This is a genomic window from Telluribacter humicola (assembly GCF_017355935.1).
In the GTDB taxonomy this organism is placed as follows: domain Bacteria; phylum Bacteroidota; class Bacteroidia; order Cytophagales; family Spirosomataceae; genus Telluribacter; species Telluribacter humicola.
The window spans coordinates 2,329,955-2,347,487 of the sequence record NZ_JAFIQT010000001.1 but is presented as its reverse complement, the minus strand read 5'-3'; the positions used below and the strand labels follow the sequence as shown (position 1 = coordinate 2,347,487).

Here is a 17,533-nt window from a genome sequence, read left to right as displayed (position 1 = left end):
TTCATTATTCAATTCTCACTTTTCACTTGCCTCCTTTCGCTTTTCCCTCCCAATTCCCCAACTTTGCAGCACAGATGCAAAGGCGTCTGCCATTGACCGGTTCCCCTACATGAAAAAAGTACTATTCATTGACCGCGACGGTACGATTATCGTCGAACCCCCTACCGATTTTCAGGTTGACTCTCTCGAAAAACTCGAGTACCTGCCCAAGGCCCTGTCTAACCTCCGCCGCATTGCTGAAGAAACCGACTACGAGCTCGTGATGGTAACCAATCAGGATGGGTTGGGTACAGACTCCTTCCCCGAAGATACCTTCTGGCCGGCCCATAACAAGATGATGAAGACGCTTGAAGGAGAGGGTATTCAGTTTGCAGCCGTTCATATCGACCGTTCTTTCCCCCACGAAAACGCATCTACCCGCAAGCCCGCTACCGGACTGCTGACGCAGTACTTCAGCGAGGAGTACGACCTGGCCAACAGCTACGTGATCGGTGACCGCTTTACGGATGTACAACTGGCGGTGAACCTGGGAAGTAAGGCTATCCTGATCGCACCCAAGGTACCTACCGAGGGCCTAAGCGACGAGCAGAAGCAGGTTACCGCGCTGGTAACGGACAACTGGGACCTGATCTTTGAACATCTGAAGCTACCCTCCCGTACCGCCTCGGTAGAGCGCAATACCAAAGAGACTAAGATTAGAATCCAACTGAACCTGGATGGCAGCGGCCGCTCCGACATCCATACCGGACTAGGCTTCTTTGACCACATGCTTGACCAGCTGGCCCGCCACTCGGGTGCAGACCTGACCATCAAGGTAGACGGTGATCTGCACATCGATGAGCACCATACCATCGAAGATACCGGGCTGGCTCTGGGCGAAGCGTATCGACAGGCCCTGGGCGATAAGCGGGGAATCTACCGCTATGGCTTCCTGCTGCCGATGGATGAAGCGCTGGCTCAGGTAGCTATTGACTTTTCGGGACGTCCCTGGCTGGTGTGGGAGGCGGAGTTTAAGCGGGAGAAGATTGGCGACATGCCTACCGAGATGTTCCACCACTTTTTCAAGAGCTTTACGGATACGTCACTGTCTAACCTGAACATCAAGGTAGAGGGTCAGAACGAACACCACAAGATAGAATCCATCTTCAAGGCCTTTGCCAAGGCGATCAAGATGGCCGTTCGTCGTGATATGAAAGCACTGGATGTACTACCTTCCACCAAGGGAGTTTTATAATTTTTTGTAATAAGATTCGGGAAGATTCAATTCCCTCTTTATTTTTGCAGCAGTCTTTACCGGAAATCTAAAATATTCAGACATATGTTGACGGACATACTCACCATATTATTCTTCGTTGTTCTGTTAGGGACAGCATTTGTAGTTGGGCGCTGGCTCGAAAATCACGAAAGAGGCTACAAGCGATAAGATTTCAACAAAAAGGGGACCTATTGACGTCCCCTTTTTTATTGAGGTCCTATAACTCAGGCTTCTTCACTTATAATCAGTAGCTTTCAATTCTTTACACAGAAATATGTATGTCAAAACTACTTTTATAGTACATTTTTGAGTATTTTTGACATGAACCTGTTTTATAGAAATAAGGAATCAAACCCGATCAAACAGGTAAATTGGAGCTTAGTAATGAACTACCGGCAGGTATGTTAGCGTTAGACTAAGGTAAAGCCATTAACCTAAACAAAGAAACACTTTGCTAAAGCGACTGTTCTTCATACTGGCAACCATCTATTTCATTGGTAGTGCGACCAATGTTATAGATACTTTTTTTGTCGGTGATGAAACAGCCATAGAATGCACGGGTGAGTGTGAAAACGGACAGGAGGAGGCAAAGGAAGCCAGCTATTTAGACAAGCATTTTTCCAGCTTTGAAGTCTTCTTTCATAGGAACTCTACGCCTGCTCCCATTCAGATAACCTACTACTTCAGATCCAAACTGATTGCATCAATACATTCCAATCAGTTCTCCCCTCCACCGGAACGAGTATAATTTCCTTCTATATTTTATTTGCGCTGATCAACAAATGCTGTATGCATTGGTTTTTTGTGTGCGTATAAAACCGTAAGTAGCTTTTGGTAGTTATTGCCAATGCTTTCATTTACCTCATTTTAGAATCAATATCATTCAACAGGATCTCTTTACATCCTGTTGTTACATATACTAATTACATCTCATAATCCTAACTTATTATAGCAATGGCTTTAGCATACGAAAAACTATTCGAACAGAACAAGAAGTGGGTTGAAGATATGAACCGTGATAACCCTGGTTTCTTTGAAACATTGGCCAAGGGTCAGAGTCCTCAGTTCTTATGGATTGGCTGCTCGGACAGTCGGGTTCCGGCCAACGAGATCACCGGTACACTACCCGGTGATATTTTTGTGCACCGTAATATCGCCAACATGGTCATACATACCGATATGAACATGCTAAGCGTACTTGACTACTCGGTAAATGTACTGGGCGTAAGACACATTATCGTATGTGGACACTATGGTTGCGGTGGAGTAGCCGCAGCATTAGGTAACAAGCAGGTAGGACTGATTGATAACTGGCTGCGCCATATCAAGGATGTATACCGCCTGCACAAAGATGAGCTGGAAGCTATCGAAGACCAGAAAACAAAAACGGACAGACTGGTTGAGTTGAATGTACATGAGCAGGTATATGACTTGTCCAAGACATCCATCGTTCAGAATGCCTGGGCCCGTGGCCAGTTCCTACACCTGCACGGCCTGGTGTATGATATAGCCAATGGCTTACTGAAAGACCTGAACGTGACTGTCAGAGATAACACTGAAATCGACAGCGTCTATAAGTTTGACACGGGAGTGTTAAACTAACATTCCCCAATACTATTTTAAAAAAGACTAGCGATATGTTAGATAATAATAAAGGCTTTTTCGCCAACATTAAATCAGACTTACCCGCCGGTCTGGTAGTTTATCTTGTTGCCTTGCCCCTGTGTCTGGGTATTGCACTTGCCTCAACCGGACGGCCTGATTTATTGTTTTCCGGTGTCATAGCCGGTATAATCGGGGGTATAGTAGTGGGCTCATTTAGTGGGTCACCGCTGGGTGTGTCCGGTCCGGCTGCGGGTCTGGTCGTTATCGTTGTCAATGCGATCAGTTCGCTTGGCAGCTTTGAAGCTTTCCTGACCGCGGTTTGTCTGGCCGGTATTATTCAATTAGTTGCCGGATTCCTGAAGGCTGGTGTATTTGGGTACTATTTCCCTTCATCGGTCATCAAAGGCATGCTGGCTGCAATTGGTATCACGCTGATCCTGAAAGAGATTCCTCATGCACTTGGCTACGACGAAGACTTTATCGGAGACGAAGCCTTCACTCAGCTGGATGGACATAATACCTTCACCGAGATCTACTACGCGTTCAGGTACAACAGTACAGGGGCTATCATTATTTCAGCTATCTCACTGGGTCTGCTGCTCCTGTTTGAGCAGCCTTTCATGAAGCGTATCCAACTGTTCAAGTTCGTACCTGGTGCCTTGTTTGTAGTAGTTCTGGGTATTCTGATCAACCTGTTCTTTATCACTTCCATGCCTGAGTGGGCACTTACCGGAAAGCACATGGTACAGCTGCCGGTAGCCGGAAGTGCCAGTGAGTTCCTGAGCTTTTTCAAGTTTCCTGACTTATCGGCGCTTTCTAACCCAGATGTATATGCAGTAGCCTTCACGCTGGCCATTGTTGCCAGTATCGAAACTCTGCTGTGTGTAGAAGCGACGGATAAACTGGACCCCTTCAAGCGCTCTACCCCTACTAACCGTGAGCTAAAAGCGCAGGGTATTGGTAACCTGGTGTCCGGATTGATCGGTGGTCTGCCTATTACGCAGGTAATCGTACGAAGCTCGGCAAATATCGCCTCAGGTGGTAGGACCAAGGCTTCAACGATCATACATGGCTGTATCCTGTTACTTTCGGCTATGTTTATCCCTACTATCCTGAACTACATTCCATTGGCTTCGCTGGCGGCTATTCTGCTGATAGTAGGTTACAAGCTATCCAAGTTCAGCCTGTACCAGGGTATGTATAAGCTAGGCTGGAATCAGTTTATTCCGTTTATCGTGACGGTAATCGCGATCCTCAGCACCGACCTGCTCAAAGGAATCGCGATCGGAATGGCAGTGGCCATCTACTTTATCCTTCGTAAGAATTACGAGCACTCGCACCATTATGTAAAAGAGGAGCAATCCAATGGAAATGTGGTGAAGCTAATCCTTTCAGAAGAGGTAACCTTCCTGAACAAAGGAAGTATTAACCATACGCTGGAGGATCTTCCCGAAAACTCAACCATCATCATTGATGGCTCTAAATCGGTAGCGATCGATTATGATGTACTCGAGATCATTGAAAACTTCAAGAAGCATACAGCACCTCTCAAGAACATCACAGTTGAAACGATAGCTATACCCGAGGTATCAAAGGTAGAAGCTCATTAATAGTATAAGCATAAAACAAAAGAGCCACAGCTTTGTGCTGTGGCTCTTTTGTTTTATAGACTCTCTGGTCTTACATGTTCCGTCGGTACTGACCACCTACCTGATACAGGGCCGATGAAAGCTGACCCAATGTACATACCTTAGTGGCTTCCATCAGCCCTTTGAACACATTGCCATTGGCCAGGGCTATCCGTTGGAGCTCTTTCAGCGTTGCCTCTGCCTCCTCCCGATTCCGCTCCTGGAATGCTTTACGTGATGTCACGGCATACTGCTTTTCCTCCTCCGAAGCCCGTATCACCTCCCGGGGGGTAATGGTAGGCGATCCCTCCGGATCCAGGAACGTATTAACTCCAATGATGGGTAGTGCTCCGGTATGCTTCTGCATTTCGTAGTACATAGATTCATCCTGAATCTTGCCACGCTGGTACATCCGCTCCATAGCCCCGAGTACCCCTCCCCGCTCATTGAGGCTCAGGAACTCCTGGTACACCGCCTCCTCAACCAGATCCGTCATTTCTTCCACGATGAAAGAGCCCTGCAGGGGATTTTCGTTTTTGGTCAGGCCAAACTCCTTGTTGATGATAAGCTGTATGGCCATGGCCCGTCTTACGCTCTCTTCGGTAGGCGTAGTGATGGCTTCGTCGTAGGCGTTGGTATGGAGTGAATTGCAGTTGTCGTAGATAGCCAGCAGGGCCTGCAGCGTAGTACGTATGTCATTGAAGGCAATCTCCTGCGCGTGCAGACTACGCCCGGAGGTCTGGATGTGGTACTTCAGCTTCTGGCTGCGGTCATTGCCCTTGTACTTATGCCTCATGGCTTTGGCCCATATTCGCCGCGCTACGCGCCCCAGTACGGTATACTCAGGGTCCATGCCGTTGGAGAAGAAAAAGGAAAGATTAGGTGCAAAGTCGTCGATGTGCATACCCCGCGACAGATAGTACTCGACAAATGTAAAGCCGTTGGACAGCGTGAAGGCTAGCTGCGAGATAGGATTGGCTCCAGCTTCGGCTATATGATAACCTGAAATAGATACCGAATAGAAGTTACGGACCTGCTGCTGGATAAAGTACTCCTGAATATCTCCCATCATCCGCAGGGCAAACTCGGTAGAGAATATGCAGGTATTCTGGGCCTGGTCTTCTTTCAGTATGTCGGCCTGTACAGTACCCCGTACCTGTTTCAGTGTATTAGCTTTGATTTTCTGATATACTTCGGCGGGTAGTACCTTGTCTCCGGTAGTTCCCAGCAGCATTAGCCCCAGGCCATTATTCCCGTCGGGTATATTACCCCGATACTGCGCTGACTCAGGTACCTCGAAGGGTTGGAGCCAGCCTTCCCGTATACCCTGCTCTTTCCCACCCCGCTCATTGATATACAACTCGCACTGCTGATCGATGGCAGCATTCAGGAAGAATCCCAGTAGCATCGGAGCCGGACCGTTGATGGTCATGGATACCGACGTAGCCGGATCGCACAGGTTAAAGCCACTGTACAGTTTCTTGGCATCATCCAGAGTACAGATACTCACACCCGAGTTACCTACTTTACCGTATATGTCAGGGCGGTAGTCGGGATCTTCACCATAGAGTGTGACCGAATCAAAGGCCGTAGACAGGCGCTTAGCGGGCATTTCTTTGGATACGTAATGGAAGCGTCGGTTGGTGCGCTCCGGGCCGCCCTCGCCCGCAAACATACGGGTAGGATCTTCGCTGGCCCGTTTCAGGGGAAACACTCCAGCCGTATACGGAAACTCCCCAGGTACATTCTCAGTCAGTAGCCAGCGCAGCAGGTCGCCCCAGTCGGTGTAGCGGGGCAGCGCTACCTTAGGTACCCGTAGCTTCGAAAGTGTCTGTACGTACAGGTCCTGCTCAATGACTTTATCCCGCACATGGTATTGGTATTTGTCCTGTTTATATTTAGTGACCATAGCAGGCCATTCCTGGAGTAGCCGGCCGCATTCGTGGTGCAGGCGATTTTCCAGCTCTGTCCGCACTTTTTGTAGTTCCGCCAGTATATCATCCTTTCCCGTTTTTTCTATGATCTTCAGCGATCCGTCCAGCTGATACAGTTGCCGGGCCAGGGTGGTCTGCTCTTCGACAAATTGCTGATAGCTGCGGGCGTTCTCTACGATTTCGGCCAGATACCTGACCCGGTCCGGTGCGATGATCGAAGCCTGACTGTATGAGGTGGCAGATGCTGATGTACTATCGCCTACCATTCTACCCTCTAGCCAGCCTTCCTGCCCGGCCTTTTTGGCTACCAGCTCCATGAGTTTCCGGTACAGGGCATTCATCCCGCTGTCGTTGAACTGTGCAGCTACTGTACCGTATATGGGAAGCTCTTCGTCGTTTCCTTCCCACACGGTATGGTTGCGCCGGTACTGCTTTCGTACATCACGCAAGGCATCCAGCGATCCACGCTTATCGAATTTGTTGATAGCGATCAGGTCCGCGAAGTCCAGCATATCGATCTTTTCCAGTTGCGTAGCGGCTCCGTACTCGGCTGTCATCACGTACAGACAAAGGTCCGCGTATTCGGTGATCTCGGTATCGGACTGACCTATACCTGATGACTCCAGCAGGATCAGATCAAAGTGGGCCAGTTTACAGACATCAATGGCATCACGTACGTGTCGGCTCAGGCTCCGGTTGCCTCCGCGCGTTGCCAGCGAGCGCATGTACACCCGCCCCCCGTGAAACTCCGGGTTCAGCGAGTTCATCCGGATACGATCCCCCAGCAGAGCTCCGCCCGAACGGCGCTTGGTCGGATCAACGGAAATGATGGCTACGGTTTTGTCACTAAAATCCATCAGAAAGCGCCGGATTAACTCATCCACCAGTGACGATTTGCCGGCCCCACCGGTTCCGGTGATTCCAATGACGGGAACCTGACAGGCAGCCAGCAGGCTGTTGCTGATCCTACTGAACTCCGGTGAACCATTCTCGGCTTCGGAAATTAGTCGGGCGATGAGCTTTGTATCTTTGGTCTCAGGTAGCCTTTTGAGCTGACCGTTCAGCTCCCAGAGGCGGGTCGGGAAGTCACACTGTTGTACCAGGTCATTGATCATCCCTTGCAGGCCCATGCTGCGGCCATCGTCGGGTGAATAGATCCGTGTGATCCCATGGGCGTGTAGTTCCTCTATTTCGGCAGGAAGTATAGTACCTCCTCCCCCGCCAAAGAGCTTGATATGACCGGCATCCCGCTCCTGCAGCAGGTCGTACATGTACTTAAAAAACTCCACATGCCCGCCCTGGTAACTGGTAACGGCTATCCCCTGTACGTCTTCCTGTATAGCTGTTTCAACGATTTCCTGTACCGACCGGTTATGGCCCAGATGTATCACCTCTACCCCTGAAGCCTGCATCAGGCGCCGCATGATATTGATGGCCGCGTCGTGCCCATCAAACAGGCTTCCGGCCGTCACCACACGGATAGGGAATGTAGGTGTATAGGGTATAGTTTGGGTAGGATCCATATATCTTATTTGTAATAAAATTAGAGTCGATAGAATACTTATTATCTAATAAAAAGATTCTTTATCTTGGAAAGAATATAAACGTATGATTTTAGTCAAATTGTTATTTAACTATTGATTTAAGCACGTTTATTGCTCCCTCAAAAGTACACCACTATTTACCTCTCTATCACCTTATGAACAAGATTGACTTTAACCCTAAAATAAAACAGCTCAAGAAGAAAGCTCGCAAAAGAAGCTTACTTGAAACATTTGAAACAGAATTACCCACTTTTGTAGATATTGACGAGCTGATAGATGGAGCAGCCATCGATTACTCCGTTGAAGAGAAGAAGGATATCAGGCACCTCAAAGGCAAGTACGAGCGCTACTGGCTCGACAGCACCAAGAATGTCGTGTACAAGGATGTTGTGAATATCCAGCCCGACGGGAAGGTAGTAATCCGTTCTTTTAAGAACCTCTACTCGGGCATAGCCACCTATATCCTCAACACTACTCTGCAGATCAATATAACTATGCAGAATGAGGATACCCCCATTGCAATGAATATGATCATGTTTGTGGGGCGGAATGAGAAGGAAGATATTGAATGCCTGCACGCCCTGTGTCTGTCAACCAATGCCGACAACCAGGCCTCCGTACAGCACGAAATACTGATCCCGGTCTTAAAGCAGGAAACGACAACACTGCCGCAGCGTATTGTCGTCGATTCCCTTGAATTCTTTAAGTTAAACTATCGCCTTCCTGAACTGATGCGCAATCTGCAGCAAAGGGCGATGTCGGCTCCCAGTCGGGTAAAATGGTAGGTATTACCTATATAACCGGTTAGTCGTCGCCGTTCTTTTTAAGGCGCTGCAGCAGCATGTCATTAAAGGTCCGTTCGGCTTTGTAAAGCTCGCCCAGCTGACTTGCTGAAATAACTTTCAGGAACCTGGACTGGTAATCTTTTTCCAGATCCAGTTCTTTCTGCTTCAGGTCCTGTACTTCCTTGAGGTTGGCCAGTACAGCCTCATCGGTAGTACCGGACTGCCTTTTCTCCACGATGATTTTCCGCTGCTGGCGGTGAATGTCGCGGCGCTTCTGCGAGTACTCGTTATAAACAGGCCAGAATCCGGTGGCCTGCTCCGGGCTCAGACTCAGTCGATTGGTTATGATGGCTATCTTGGCATCCTGAATACGCTGCATCTCTTCCCTGTCAGGGCGCTGTGCCCAGGAAGACGTAGCAGTAGCCAGGAGAACAAATCCTATCAGAAAGAATCGGCCCCAAATCGTATTTAGGCTTGATGATTTCATTGTTTCGATTTAGTTGTTGTGGGTTAAATAGTCTCTAGTACGGGTGTGTTATCAATTATTTGCTGACGAATCACCTCTTCATCCAGTCCGTCCAGATAGTGCATGACCGTGGAGTCTGTCGCGAAAGCTCCCTGTACTACCTGATGCTCACTTAGGTCATAGTAGCTTATGTTCTGCTCTTCGAGGTACTGAATGATGGCCTCATCGCTTACCTGGCTAAGCGGCTCCTGTCCCAATGGTCCCTGGGTTTCCGGGTACGTTACCCACACAAGTACCAAAAGCAGACTCAATGCCGCTGCCAATCCTACCGAACGCTGCCACGACCAGCTGATTAAAGGCTTGGCGTGCTCCTGGTGTACAGGTATACGTGCCTGTATTTCCGAGGGCAGTCGGTCGAAGTATCCTTCCGGTACTTCGAAAGGGACTTTACGTTCCACATCTTCCAGTCGTATCCGATTGTTATTCATGACTTTACTTTAATTGCTTTCTTTATAGGTAAGACATAGTAAGGTATCCAAAAGTTTAATCGGTACCGTTCAAAAAGTCTTCTATTTTTTTCACGGCCCAGTGGTAGGAGGCTTTCAGGGCTCCTACGGATGTACCCGTGATCTCAGAAATTTCTTCGTAAGGCAGGTCTTCGTAGTACTTAAGGTTAAATACCAGGCGCTGCTTTTCAGGTAGTTTAAGAATAGCTTTCTGCAGTTTCAACTGCACTTCGTCGCCGCTCACCACCGGATCAGATTCCAGTTTTTCGCTCAGCTCGCCTTCTACGTCATGTATAGGTACAAAGAAGCGGCGGCGCTTTTTATTCAGAAAGTTGATGGCTTCGTTGCTGGCAATGCGATACAGCCAGGTGTAGAGTTTGGCATCGCCCCGGAAATTTTCGAGGGCCGTCCAGGCTTTAATGAATACTTCCTGGGTAATGTCGTTGGCATCATCGTGGTCAACGACCATCTTCCGTACCAACCAATATACTTTTTGCTGGTACTTACGTACCAACTGGTTAAACGCGTTTCTACGCGTATCCGGATCTCTATATAATTCTAATAACTCTTCGTCGGACATTCTATCAGCAAGCTGAGCTATCTGGTTGAAAGTAAATAGTAGGTGGTGAATTGAATATTGGTATAACTACCCTGGTCGGTACCGACATCAGATTTTTGAAGACCTGAACCAGGTAATCCGGGATATAAATTATACCAACTCGCTTTTCATCCCTCTTGTTTAAAAGACGGTTGTCTGCCGGCTACTCGCATCCACCACCTACCATTGCTTTCTATTTGCGTGCGATAGCCCGCTTGGCGGCAGCGACGATATCTTTGGCCGTCAGACCGTACTTTTCCATTAGTTGAGCGGGGGTACCACTCTCGCCGAAGCTATCGTCAACGGCTATGTATTCCTGAGGTACCAGCTGGTTTTTAATCAATACCTGTGCCACGCTGTCACCCAGTCCACCAATGCGGTTATGCTCCTCAGCAGTCACAGCACAACCGGTCTTGGCTACTGACTTTAGGATCGCTTCTTCGTCCAAAGGCTTAATGGTATGTATATTGATGATCTCGGCGCTGATGCCTTCGGCTTCCAGCTGCTCACCCGCCTGAATGGCTTCCCATACCAGGTGACCTGTAGCAAAGATACTTACGTCGGTACCTTCGCTTACCATCCAGGCCTTACCGATTTCAAACTTCTGGTCAGGATCGGTAAAGATAGGTACTACCGGGCGTCCGAAACGCAGGTACACCGGGCCATCATACTCGGCAATGGCGATGGTAGCCGCCTTGGTCTGGTTGAAGTCACATGGGTTGATCACCGTCATACCGGGCAGCATCTTCATCATGCCAAGGTCTTCCAGGATCTGGTGGGTAGCTCCGTCTTCACCCAGGGTCAGACCGGCGTGCGAAGCACAGATCTTCACGTTTTTGCCCGAGTAAGCTACACTCTGACGGATCTGGTCGTATACGCGACCCGTAGCGAAGTTTGCAAAGGTAGTCGCGAAAGGGATCTTGCCGCCTATGGTCAGACCAGCCGACACTCCGATCATGTTTGCTTCGGAAATACCACACTGAATAAAGCGCTCAGGGTTTTCTTTGATGAACGCATCCAGTTTCAGGGAGCCAACCAGGTCGGCACAAAGGGCAACTACATCAGGATTTTGCTGACCCAGCACCTGCATGCCGGCTCCGAATCCCGAACGGGTATCTTTCTTTTCGGTAAATGTATATTTTTTCATTATGAACAGTCTTTGGATAGTAAGGTATTCGATACCACGGCTCCCAGGAGAGCCGGAAGCTTATTTGAGTATAGATTAATAGTCACCCAGGCTCTCTTCCAGTTGGGCCAGCGCGGCAGCCAGCTGCTCATCGTTAGGAGCTACACCGTGCCACTTGTGGCTACCCATCATGAAGTCTACGCCGTAACCCATACCGGTATTCAGCAGTACCATCACGGGCTTACCGTGACCGGCCTTGCTCTTGGCTTCTTTCAGACCTTTGATTACCGAGGCCATATCGTTACCCTCTTTCACTTCCATTACCTCCCAGCCAAAGGCTTCGTACTTGGCACCCAGATCGCGGTTGTTCATTACCTTTACGGTAGGACCGTCGATCTGCTGGCCGTTCAGGTCAATGAAGGCAATGAGGTTGTCGACCATGTGGTGAGGAGCAAACGTAGCTGCTTCCCAAACCTGGCCTTCCTGCTGCTCACCATCCCCCATCAGACAGTACACAAAACGATCATCACCATTTAGTTTCTTGGCCATAGCCGCACCGATAGCTACCGATAGGCCCTGTCCTAACGAACCGGAGGCGATACGAATACCGGGCAGATCTTCGTGGGTAGTAGGGTGACCCTGCAGGCGTGAATCCAGCTTACGGAAAGTAGCCATTTCTTCTACCGGGAAGTACCCCTTACGAGCCAGCACACTATACCATACCGGAGAGATATGTCCATTGGAAAGGAAGAAGAGGTCTTCGCCCGTACCGTTCATATCAAAGACAGCCTTACCGTCTTCTTCTTTGATCAGCATGTGATCAAAATAAAGACCTACGAGCAGATCAGCACAACCCAGCGATCCGCCGGGATGGCCTGACTGACAACCGTGTACCATCCGGACGATGTCACGACGAACCTGTGAGGCTACTTTTTCTAGTTGTTCAATTTCCATTTCGTCAAAAAAGAAAGTTAATAAATAGTAGGATTAGAGTATGAGTGGGCCGTGGGTATTGATTCGCTGAGGTTACTCCCCCAGGATCTGGGTAGCGTGATTTTTAGTATCTACTTTCTGTATGATTTCCTCTATAGTACCCTTTTCATCAATGACAAAAGTGGTACGGGCTATGCCCATGTAGGTGCGGCCGTACATATTTTTTTCAACCCATACACCATAGTCTTCCACCAGCTTGTGGTCCGTATCGGCCAGCAGCGGAAAAGGCAGATTATACTTATCGGCGAACTTGCGGTGCGACTTCTCGTCGTCCACGCTTACACCGAGCACAGCATACCCACGCGACAGCATGGCTTCGTAGTTATCACGCAGGCTACAGGCCTGGGCGGTACAGCCGGGGGTGTCATCTTTGGGATAGAAATACAGGACTATTTTTTTGCCGGCAAAGTCAGAAAGTTTTACGTTGTTGCCATTCTGATCTTTGGCTTCGAAAGCCGGGGCCGGATCACCTTGTTGAAGTGCCATAGCTATCTTCTTCTTTTACGGGTTGGAGCTTTTCTTACCACTGGTTCAGCAATATCGGTGCGCAAGATAGTACTATTTCCTGCTTTGTCCTTCACTTCCAGCACCAACTCTCCTTCAAAGGGCTGGCTGTCGTCCAGTTTTTCTGACCAGATATAGCGGCTCTTGTACTCGTAGTTCATCAGTACCCACTCGCCATTGACCATGGCTCTGAACGAATCTATACCCGACATGCCATCGCTGATGTAGGCCCGGATCTGCTTTTTACTGTGCTCTACCAGTTTTACACTGGGCGGAGTCGTGTCAGTCTGCAGGATAAAGGTACCCAGTTCACGGGTGCTGAAGGTAAGGCGGTCATCCTGCCAGGTACCACCCACAAAGCTATAGCCGCCCCGGTTGTACCGATACACGTTGGTCCGCTCCTTGTTCATGACGGGCCCTTCGGGACGGTACGTCACATCTATGTAGTAGCGGAGGGGAATCTCCGGCTCGTTGATGGTAAGGGTATTGAGGTTCTGGCGGATGGCCAGGTGCAGTGTATCGAACAGGCTTGTTGTATCAAATTTGATGGTCCAGCGATCCGACTTGTAGGTAAAGGGCCGAGCCGGAGGTATGCTGGCCTTGTACGATAGCGGCGCTACTCTCCCTCCTACCTGTACCGAGTCAGGAAGGTAGGTGCGCAGGTCGGTCAGGAACACAGGTGAACCGTTCTCATAGTAAGCCGGATCTTCCTGCACCCGACGGCGCTCAGTAAAGTAGTTGGCAAATGGCTCGGGACTGCGGTACCCCTGGGCTGTTACCTTCAGAATATTTTCCTGAACGTCGCTCAGTAGTACCTGAGGGCTGGTTTCGGTCGTAGCCGTCGGTACTTCCTCGCCAGAGGTTTCTCCCCGTACCGTAAACAACAATTGAGATGAATTTTCGAATGAGTCGAATACTTTGATACTCACCTCGTGTACCAGCGTATCCCTGATCTGGAGCTTGCCCTGGTAGTTATCTGTTTTGAAGATCTCGAATATATTTCCGTCGGGGTTGTAGAGCTTGTAAAAACGGGCTCCGGATTCCTGTTCGGTGCGGTAGTCGATGAGGTTGTTGTAGTCGCGGGTAGAGAGGCTCGGAAACTTCTCCATGTTGTACACAAAGATCTCCTTACCGTCCAGCTTTACTTCGATGCAGTGCAGTCCGTAGCGAAAACCCGTACCCGTCATGAAGTCGTAGGCCTGTAGCTCCAGCCCTACTTCACCCGTAGCCCGGATCGTCTGGGGGATGCGGTAGCTGCCGTTGCTTTGCCGAACCGGCTTATAGGTCTGGCGGTTAAAGCGCCCGTTCACCCTCGATTCGATGGTCATGGGGCGCAGGGCCAGGTTCAGGAAGGCGGGGGCGGTATTGTCCCGAATCTCACGGAAGCCGAAGAACAGCGGATTGAGGTAGTTGTTCTGCGAATCCCGGATTTCGAAGTGCAGGTGCGGACCTCCCGAACCACCCGTATTGCCGGACAGCGCCATTACTTCACCTTTCTTATACGTAAACTGTCCCGGTTCGGGATAGAGATCAATGGCAAAGCTTTGCTTTTGGTACTGTTGCTCGCGTACATAGTCGCCGAGCTTACCCCCAAACTTCTGAAGGTGGCCGTATACGGTAGTAAGGCCATTGGGGTGACGGAGGTAGATAACATTGCCGTAGCCCGTCCCCTGCACGGCTACGCGGTATACGTACCCTTCGGCTGCCGCGTGTACAGATAGTCCCTCCCGCTGCTGGGTACGGATGTCAAGGCCACCGTGGTAATGGTTGGTCCGCAGATCGCCCAGTACCCCCGCCAGGCTATTGGATTGACCGGGCATAATTGGGAACATGAAATAGTCCTTGGAATAGGACTGTTTCGGGGTGTTCTGAGCGAACAGGGTAAAAGGAACTAAACAAACTAGTGCTACTAAAAAAGCAAATCTCCTCACGAACCAATTTCTATTATATATCCTGAAAAATTACGTCTTATCAATCTATCTAAACTACTACTTCACGTCCAGTTCCAGCATGGTTTTTCCTTCAACAGAAGCCACCAGACGGTCACCGGGCTTGACGGCAGCTACGCCCTTGGGGGTACCCGTAAAGATGAGGTCGCCGGTCTTGAGGGTAAAGTACTGCGACACGAACGAGATCAGGTAGTCGATCCTATACAGCATCATAGATGTATTACCCTCCTGCCGCGTCTCGCCATTCACTTCCAGCTTAAAGTTGAGGTCCTGTAGGTCGGCATAGTCAGCCTTGGACACAAAATCCGATACTGGAGCTGAGCCGTTAAATGCTTTGGCAAGCTCCCAGGGCAGCCCCTTGCTTTTCAACTTTGACTGAACATCTCGGGCCGTAAAATCAATACCTATACCAATCTCGTCGTAGTACTTATGAGCAAATTTCTCCTCAATAAACTTGCCCATTTTATTAATCTTCACGACTACCTCCACCTCATGATGCACATCCTCCGAAAACTCGGGATAGTAGAATATTTCACCGGGACGGAGTAACGCCGTATCGGGCTTCATGAATATAACGGGAGCATCTGGTCGTTCGTTGTTCAGTTCCTGAATATGTTCGGCGTAATTACGTCCTACGCAAATGATTTTCATAGGGATGCTTTTAGGATTATACGGAGTGAAATTTACCAGGCTTAACCTATGGGCAAAGCTACTTACGATTACCCACAGTGGCATAATTATTTTTATTTTTCTTGACTTAAGAATTGCCATTACAAGTAATATTGGCCACTATCATTCCATTTTTTTCAGATAATCACTCAAAAACATGAAAAGAATCTTTTTTGCCGCTTTAGCTTCCCTGCTCTTTGTAGCAGGATGTCAGCGGGTACCCCTTACAGGTCGAAACCAACTCATGCTGGTCAGCAGCAAGGAATTACTTCCCATGAGCTTTCAGAGCTACCGCCAACTACTTGACACCAGCCAGGTAGTAAGAGGAGGTGCAAGTGTGGAGTCGGTTCGCGAGGTAGGGGTAAAAATACAGCGAGCCGTAGAAGACTATCTGAGAGATAATAATCAACTTGGGCTCATTGAAGGGTTTCAGTGGGAGTACAACGTAGTGAACAGTCCGCAGATCAACGCCTTTTGTATGCCCGGTGGTAAGGTAGTGTTCTATACCGGCATACTTCCCATTTGCCAGAATGAAGAAGGTATAGCGGTAGTAATGGGCCACGAAATCGCCCACGCCATTGCCAGCCATGGTGCCGAACGCATGAGTCAGGGTCTCCTGTCGCAAGGTGTACTTACCGCCGGACAAGTAGGACTTGGGGTAGCTATGTCTAACAAGCCACAGCAAACTCAGCAGATCTATAACAGCGTGTATGGAGTGGCAGCACCGGCCGCTGCTGCCATTGGATACATACTACCTAACAGCCGGAATCAGGAATCAGAAGCTGACCATCTGGGACTGATATTTATGGCTAAGGCCGGATATAATCCGCAGGCGGCAGTAGATTTCTGGCAACGGATGGCGGCGGCAGCCAAGGGACCAGGTACCCCGGAGTTTCTCTCAACGCACCCCTCTGAAGGTACTCGTATCCGTAACCTGAACCGACTGGTTCCCAAAGCGATGGAGTACTACAATGGACAGGGAGGCCGCAGATAACAGGCTCAGTTTAGAATAAACTAGTAAGCTGAATAAAGGGGCTGCTTGAAAAAGCAGCCTTTTTTATGCGTCTAAGGTTACAATAAATGGGGCTGGGTTCGTTATTTTTGAAACAAACCACCCTAGCCGCCGATGAGAAAATTTACAGTTGTACCTTCTATTCTGCTAGCATCCCTCGTTTTTTTCTCCTGCGAAACGCTTCGCAAAACCCCGGCTTCCAGGACCACCCGACGTCCCGCCACTACCTCAACGGCCCGCAAGCCAGCCCCTGCCAAGCCAGCCCCAAGACCTGCCAATACTCCTCCATATAGCCGGCCCTCCGGTCCTTACGAAAAACGCGTCAACGAAGTAGTACGGGTAGCCCGTACCTTCACCGGTACTCCCTACCGATCGGGAGGCAATGACAAGCGCGGCATTGACTGTTCTGGTTTGATCTGCTCGGTGTATTCGGAGGTAGGCTACAAGGTACCTCGTGTTTCGTGGCAGCAATCGGAGTTTGGCCGGGAGGTTGCGCGCGTGGAAGACATTCAGCCCGGCGACTGGCTGTTTTTTGTACCCGATGCCGGTAAGGAAGGGTATGTATCCCATGCGGGTATAGTGACAGAGGTCAGAGGGCGACAGGAAGTCTTTTTTATCCATGCTTCTACCTCCCGCGGCGTCCGCGAAGACAATCTCTATTCGAATTACTTCAAAAATCGCTTTGTGAAGGCTATGCGGCCGTTTTAAGCCAGTAGCTGTAAGCTAATTGCGCCATTCCAATTTCATCCCGTCATTACTGATATAGCCACTACCAGGTACCTGAAAGATCAGGTACCTACTGCATCCGGTGTGCTTTCGGAAGAGTATCAAGACATACGCTTCCAACTCCTCTTCACTTAGCTATAGCTCTCCTTTCTATAGTTCTATAATTCACATTATATTTACAAAATCCATAGGGGATAATGCTTTTCGGCTTGTCTTTATCAGGATTAGAGCAC

Annotated in this window: 16 protein-coding genes; 7 read left to right on the top strand and 9 right to left on the bottom strand. The window is 49.3% G+C overall.

The genetic code is table 11. The features are described from left to right. Positions 1 to 109 precede the first annotated feature (109 nt). The 4 genes from hisB to JUB14_RS10020 all read left to right on the top strand — a co-directional run bounded on the left by hisB (position 110) and on the right by JUB14_RS10020 (position 4,470). A complete protein-coding gene (gene hisB / locus JUB14_RS10035; RefSeq protein WP_207505719.1) occupies positions 110 to 1,234 on the top strand; it encodes a bifunctional histidinol-phosphatase/imidazoleglycerol-phosphate dehydratase HisB in 1,125 nt (374 codons plus the stop codon). A 472-nt stretch (positions 1,235 to 1,706) separates the two neighbouring features. Further along, on the top strand, positions 1,707 to 2,003 hold the full coding sequence (locus JUB14_RS10030; RefSeq protein ID WP_207505718.1) for a hypothetical protein: 297 nt from the start codon (positions 1,707 to 1,709) through the stop codon (positions 2,001 to 2,003). A gap of 206 nt (positions 2,004 to 2,209) precedes the next feature. Continuing rightward, the gene (can, locus tag JUB14_RS10025) at positions 2,210 to 2,857 is read left to right on the top strand and encodes a carbonate dehydratase (protein WP_207505717.1); all 648 of its coding nucleotides are present in this window, start codon (positions 2,210 to 2,212) and stop codon (positions 2,855 to 2,857) included. 35 nt (positions 2,858 to 2,892) lie between these two features. Beyond that, positions 2,893 to 4,470, top strand: a complete 1,578-nt coding sequence (locus JUB14_RS10020; RefSeq protein ID WP_207505716.1) for a SulP family inorganic anion transporter — start codon at positions 2,893 to 2,895, stop codon at positions 4,468 to 4,470. A 70-nt stretch (positions 4,471 to 4,540) separates the two neighbouring features. Here the strand turns inward: JUB14_RS10020 and JUB14_RS10015 are convergent, their stop codons facing one another. Continuing rightward, on the bottom strand, positions 4,541 to 7,945 hold the full coding sequence (locus JUB14_RS10015; protein WP_207505715.1) for a methylmalonyl-CoA mutase family protein: 3,405 nt from the start codon (positions 7,943 to 7,945) through the stop codon (positions 4,541 to 4,543). 176 nt (positions 7,946 to 8,121) lie between these two features. Between JUB14_RS10015 and JUB14_RS10010 the strand changes: the two genes are divergently transcribed. Further along, positions 8,122 to 8,751, top strand: coding sequence for a hypothetical protein (locus JUB14_RS10010; RefSeq protein WP_207505714.1), 630 nt, complete (start codon positions 8,122 to 8,124; stop codon positions 8,749 to 8,751). A 19-nt stretch (positions 8,752 to 8,770) separates the two neighbouring features. On the opposite strand, the gene JUB14_RS10005 is transcribed toward JUB14_RS10010, so the two are convergent. From JUB14_RS10005 to JUB14_RS09970, 8 genes are all read right to left on the bottom strand, one after another. Beyond that, positions 8,771 to 9,238 carry a hypothetical protein gene (locus tag JUB14_RS10005; RefSeq protein WP_229367615.1) on the bottom strand — a complete coding sequence of 156 codons (468 nt, stop codon included), beginning with the start codon at positions 9,236 to 9,238 and terminating at the stop codon, positions 8,771 to 8,773. Between the two features lie 23 nt (positions 9,239 to 9,261). Further along, positions 9,262 to 9,705 carry a hypothetical protein gene (locus JUB14_RS10000; RefSeq protein ID WP_207505713.1) on the bottom strand — a complete coding sequence of 148 codons (444 nt, stop codon included), beginning with the start codon at positions 9,703 to 9,705 and terminating at the stop codon, positions 9,262 to 9,264. Between the two features lie 55 nt (positions 9,706 to 9,760). Beyond that, complete coding sequence (locus JUB14_RS09995) at positions 9,761 to 10,303, bottom strand: RNA polymerase sigma factor (RefSeq protein ID WP_207505712.1); 543 nt, start codon at positions 10,301 to 10,303, stop codon at positions 9,761 to 9,763. 211 nt (positions 10,304 to 10,514) lie between these two features. Further along, positions 10,515 to 11,468, bottom strand: a complete 954-nt coding sequence (locus JUB14_RS09990) for a transketolase family protein (protein WP_207505711.1) — start codon at positions 11,466 to 11,468, stop codon at positions 10,515 to 10,517. 75 nt (positions 11,469 to 11,543) lie between these two features. Continuing rightward, positions 11,544 to 12,401 (bottom strand): transketolase, encoded by an 858-nt coding sequence (locus tag JUB14_RS09985; RefSeq protein ID WP_207505710.1) that lies wholly within the window; start codon positions 12,399 to 12,401, stop codon positions 11,544 to 11,546. Between the two features lie 72 nt (positions 12,402 to 12,473). Next, positions 12,474 to 12,926 (bottom strand): thioredoxin-dependent thiol peroxidase, encoded by a 453-nt coding sequence (bcp, locus tag JUB14_RS09980; RefSeq protein WP_207505709.1) that lies wholly within the window; start codon positions 12,924 to 12,926, stop codon positions 12,474 to 12,476. 2 nt (positions 12,927 to 12,928) lie between these two features. After that, positions 12,929 to 14,776, bottom strand: coding sequence for a M23 family metallopeptidase (locus tag JUB14_RS09975; protein WP_207505708.1), 1,848 nt, complete (start codon positions 14,774 to 14,776; stop codon positions 12,929 to 12,931). Between the two features lie 156 nt (positions 14,777 to 14,932). Continuing rightward, positions 14,933 to 15,544 (bottom strand): fumarylacetoacetate hydrolase family protein, encoded by a 612-nt coding sequence (locus tag JUB14_RS09970; RefSeq protein WP_207505707.1) that lies wholly within the window; start codon positions 15,542 to 15,544, stop codon positions 14,933 to 14,935. Between the two features lie 175 nt (positions 15,545 to 15,719). On the opposite strand from JUB14_RS09970, the gene JUB14_RS09965 reads away from it, so the two are divergent. Together JUB14_RS09965 and JUB14_RS09960 are read left to right on the top strand one after the other, a co-directional pair. After that, positions 15,720 to 16,556: a M48 family metallopeptidase gene (locus tag JUB14_RS09965; protein WP_207505706.1), complete on the top strand. Its 837-nt coding sequence runs from the start codon at positions 15,720 to 15,722 to the stop codon at positions 16,554 to 16,556. A gap of 132 nt (positions 16,557 to 16,688) precedes the next feature. Continuing rightward, a complete protein-coding gene (locus tag JUB14_RS09960) occupies positions 16,689 to 17,282 on the top strand; it encodes a C40 family peptidase (RefSeq protein WP_207505705.1) in 594 nt (197 codons plus the stop codon). Positions 17,283 to 17,533: the final 251 nt, after the last annotated feature.

Bases quoted from the DNA above. Each gene is read 5' to 3' on its own strand.
- hisB (WP_207505719.1), top strand. From the start codon at position 110: ATGAAAAAAGTACTATTCATTGACCGCGACGGTACGATTATCGTCGAA.
- can (WP_207505717.1), top strand. From the start codon at position 2,210: ATGGCTTTAGCATACGAAAAACTATTCGAACAGAACAAGAAGTGGGTT.
- JUB14_RS10020 (WP_207505716.1), top strand. From the start codon at position 2,893: ATGTTAGATAATAATAAAGGCTTTTTCGCCAACATTAAATCAGACTTA.
- JUB14_RS10015 (WP_207505715.1), bottom strand. From the start codon at position 7,945: ATGGATCCTACCCAAACTATACCCTATACACCTACATTCCCTATCCGT.
- JUB14_RS10010 (WP_207505714.1), top strand. From the start codon at position 8,122: ATGAACAAGATTGACTTTAACCCTAAAATAAAACAGCTCAAGAAGAAA.
- JUB14_RS10005 (WP_229367615.1), bottom strand. From the start codon at position 9,238: ATGAAATCATCAAGCCTAAATACGATTTGGGGCCGATTCTTTCTGATA.
- JUB14_RS10000 (WP_207505713.1), bottom strand. From the start codon at position 9,705: ATGAATAACAATCGGATACGACTGGAAGATGTGGAACGTAAAGTCCCT.
- JUB14_RS09995 (WP_207505712.1), bottom strand. From the start codon at position 10,303: ATGTCCGACGAAGAGTTATTAGAATTATATAGAGATCCGGATACGCGT.
- JUB14_RS09990 (WP_207505711.1), bottom strand. From the start codon at position 11,468: ATGAAAAAATATACATTTACCGAAAAGAAAGATACCCGTTCGGGATTC.
- JUB14_RS09985 (WP_207505710.1), bottom strand. From the start codon at position 12,401: ATGGAAATTGAACAACTAGAAAAAGTAGCCTCACAGGTTCGTCGTGAC.
- bcp (WP_207505709.1), bottom strand. From the start codon at position 12,926: ATGGCACTTCAACAAGGTGATCCGGCCCCGGCTTTCGAAGCCAAAGAT.
- JUB14_RS09975 (WP_207505708.1), bottom strand. From the start codon at position 14,776: ATGTTCCCAATTATGCCCGGTCAATCCAATAGCCTGGCGGGGGTACTG.
- JUB14_RS09970 (WP_207505707.1), bottom strand. From the start codon at position 15,544: ATGAAAATCATTTGCGTAGGACGTAATTACGCCGAACATATTCAGGAA.
- JUB14_RS09965 (WP_207505706.1), top strand. From the start codon at position 15,720: ATGAAAAGAATCTTTTTTGCCGCTTTAGCTTCCCTGCTCTTTGTAGCA.
- JUB14_RS09960 (WP_207505705.1), top strand. From the start codon at position 16,689: ATGAGAAAATTTACAGTTGTACCTTCTATTCTGCTAGCATCCCTCGTT.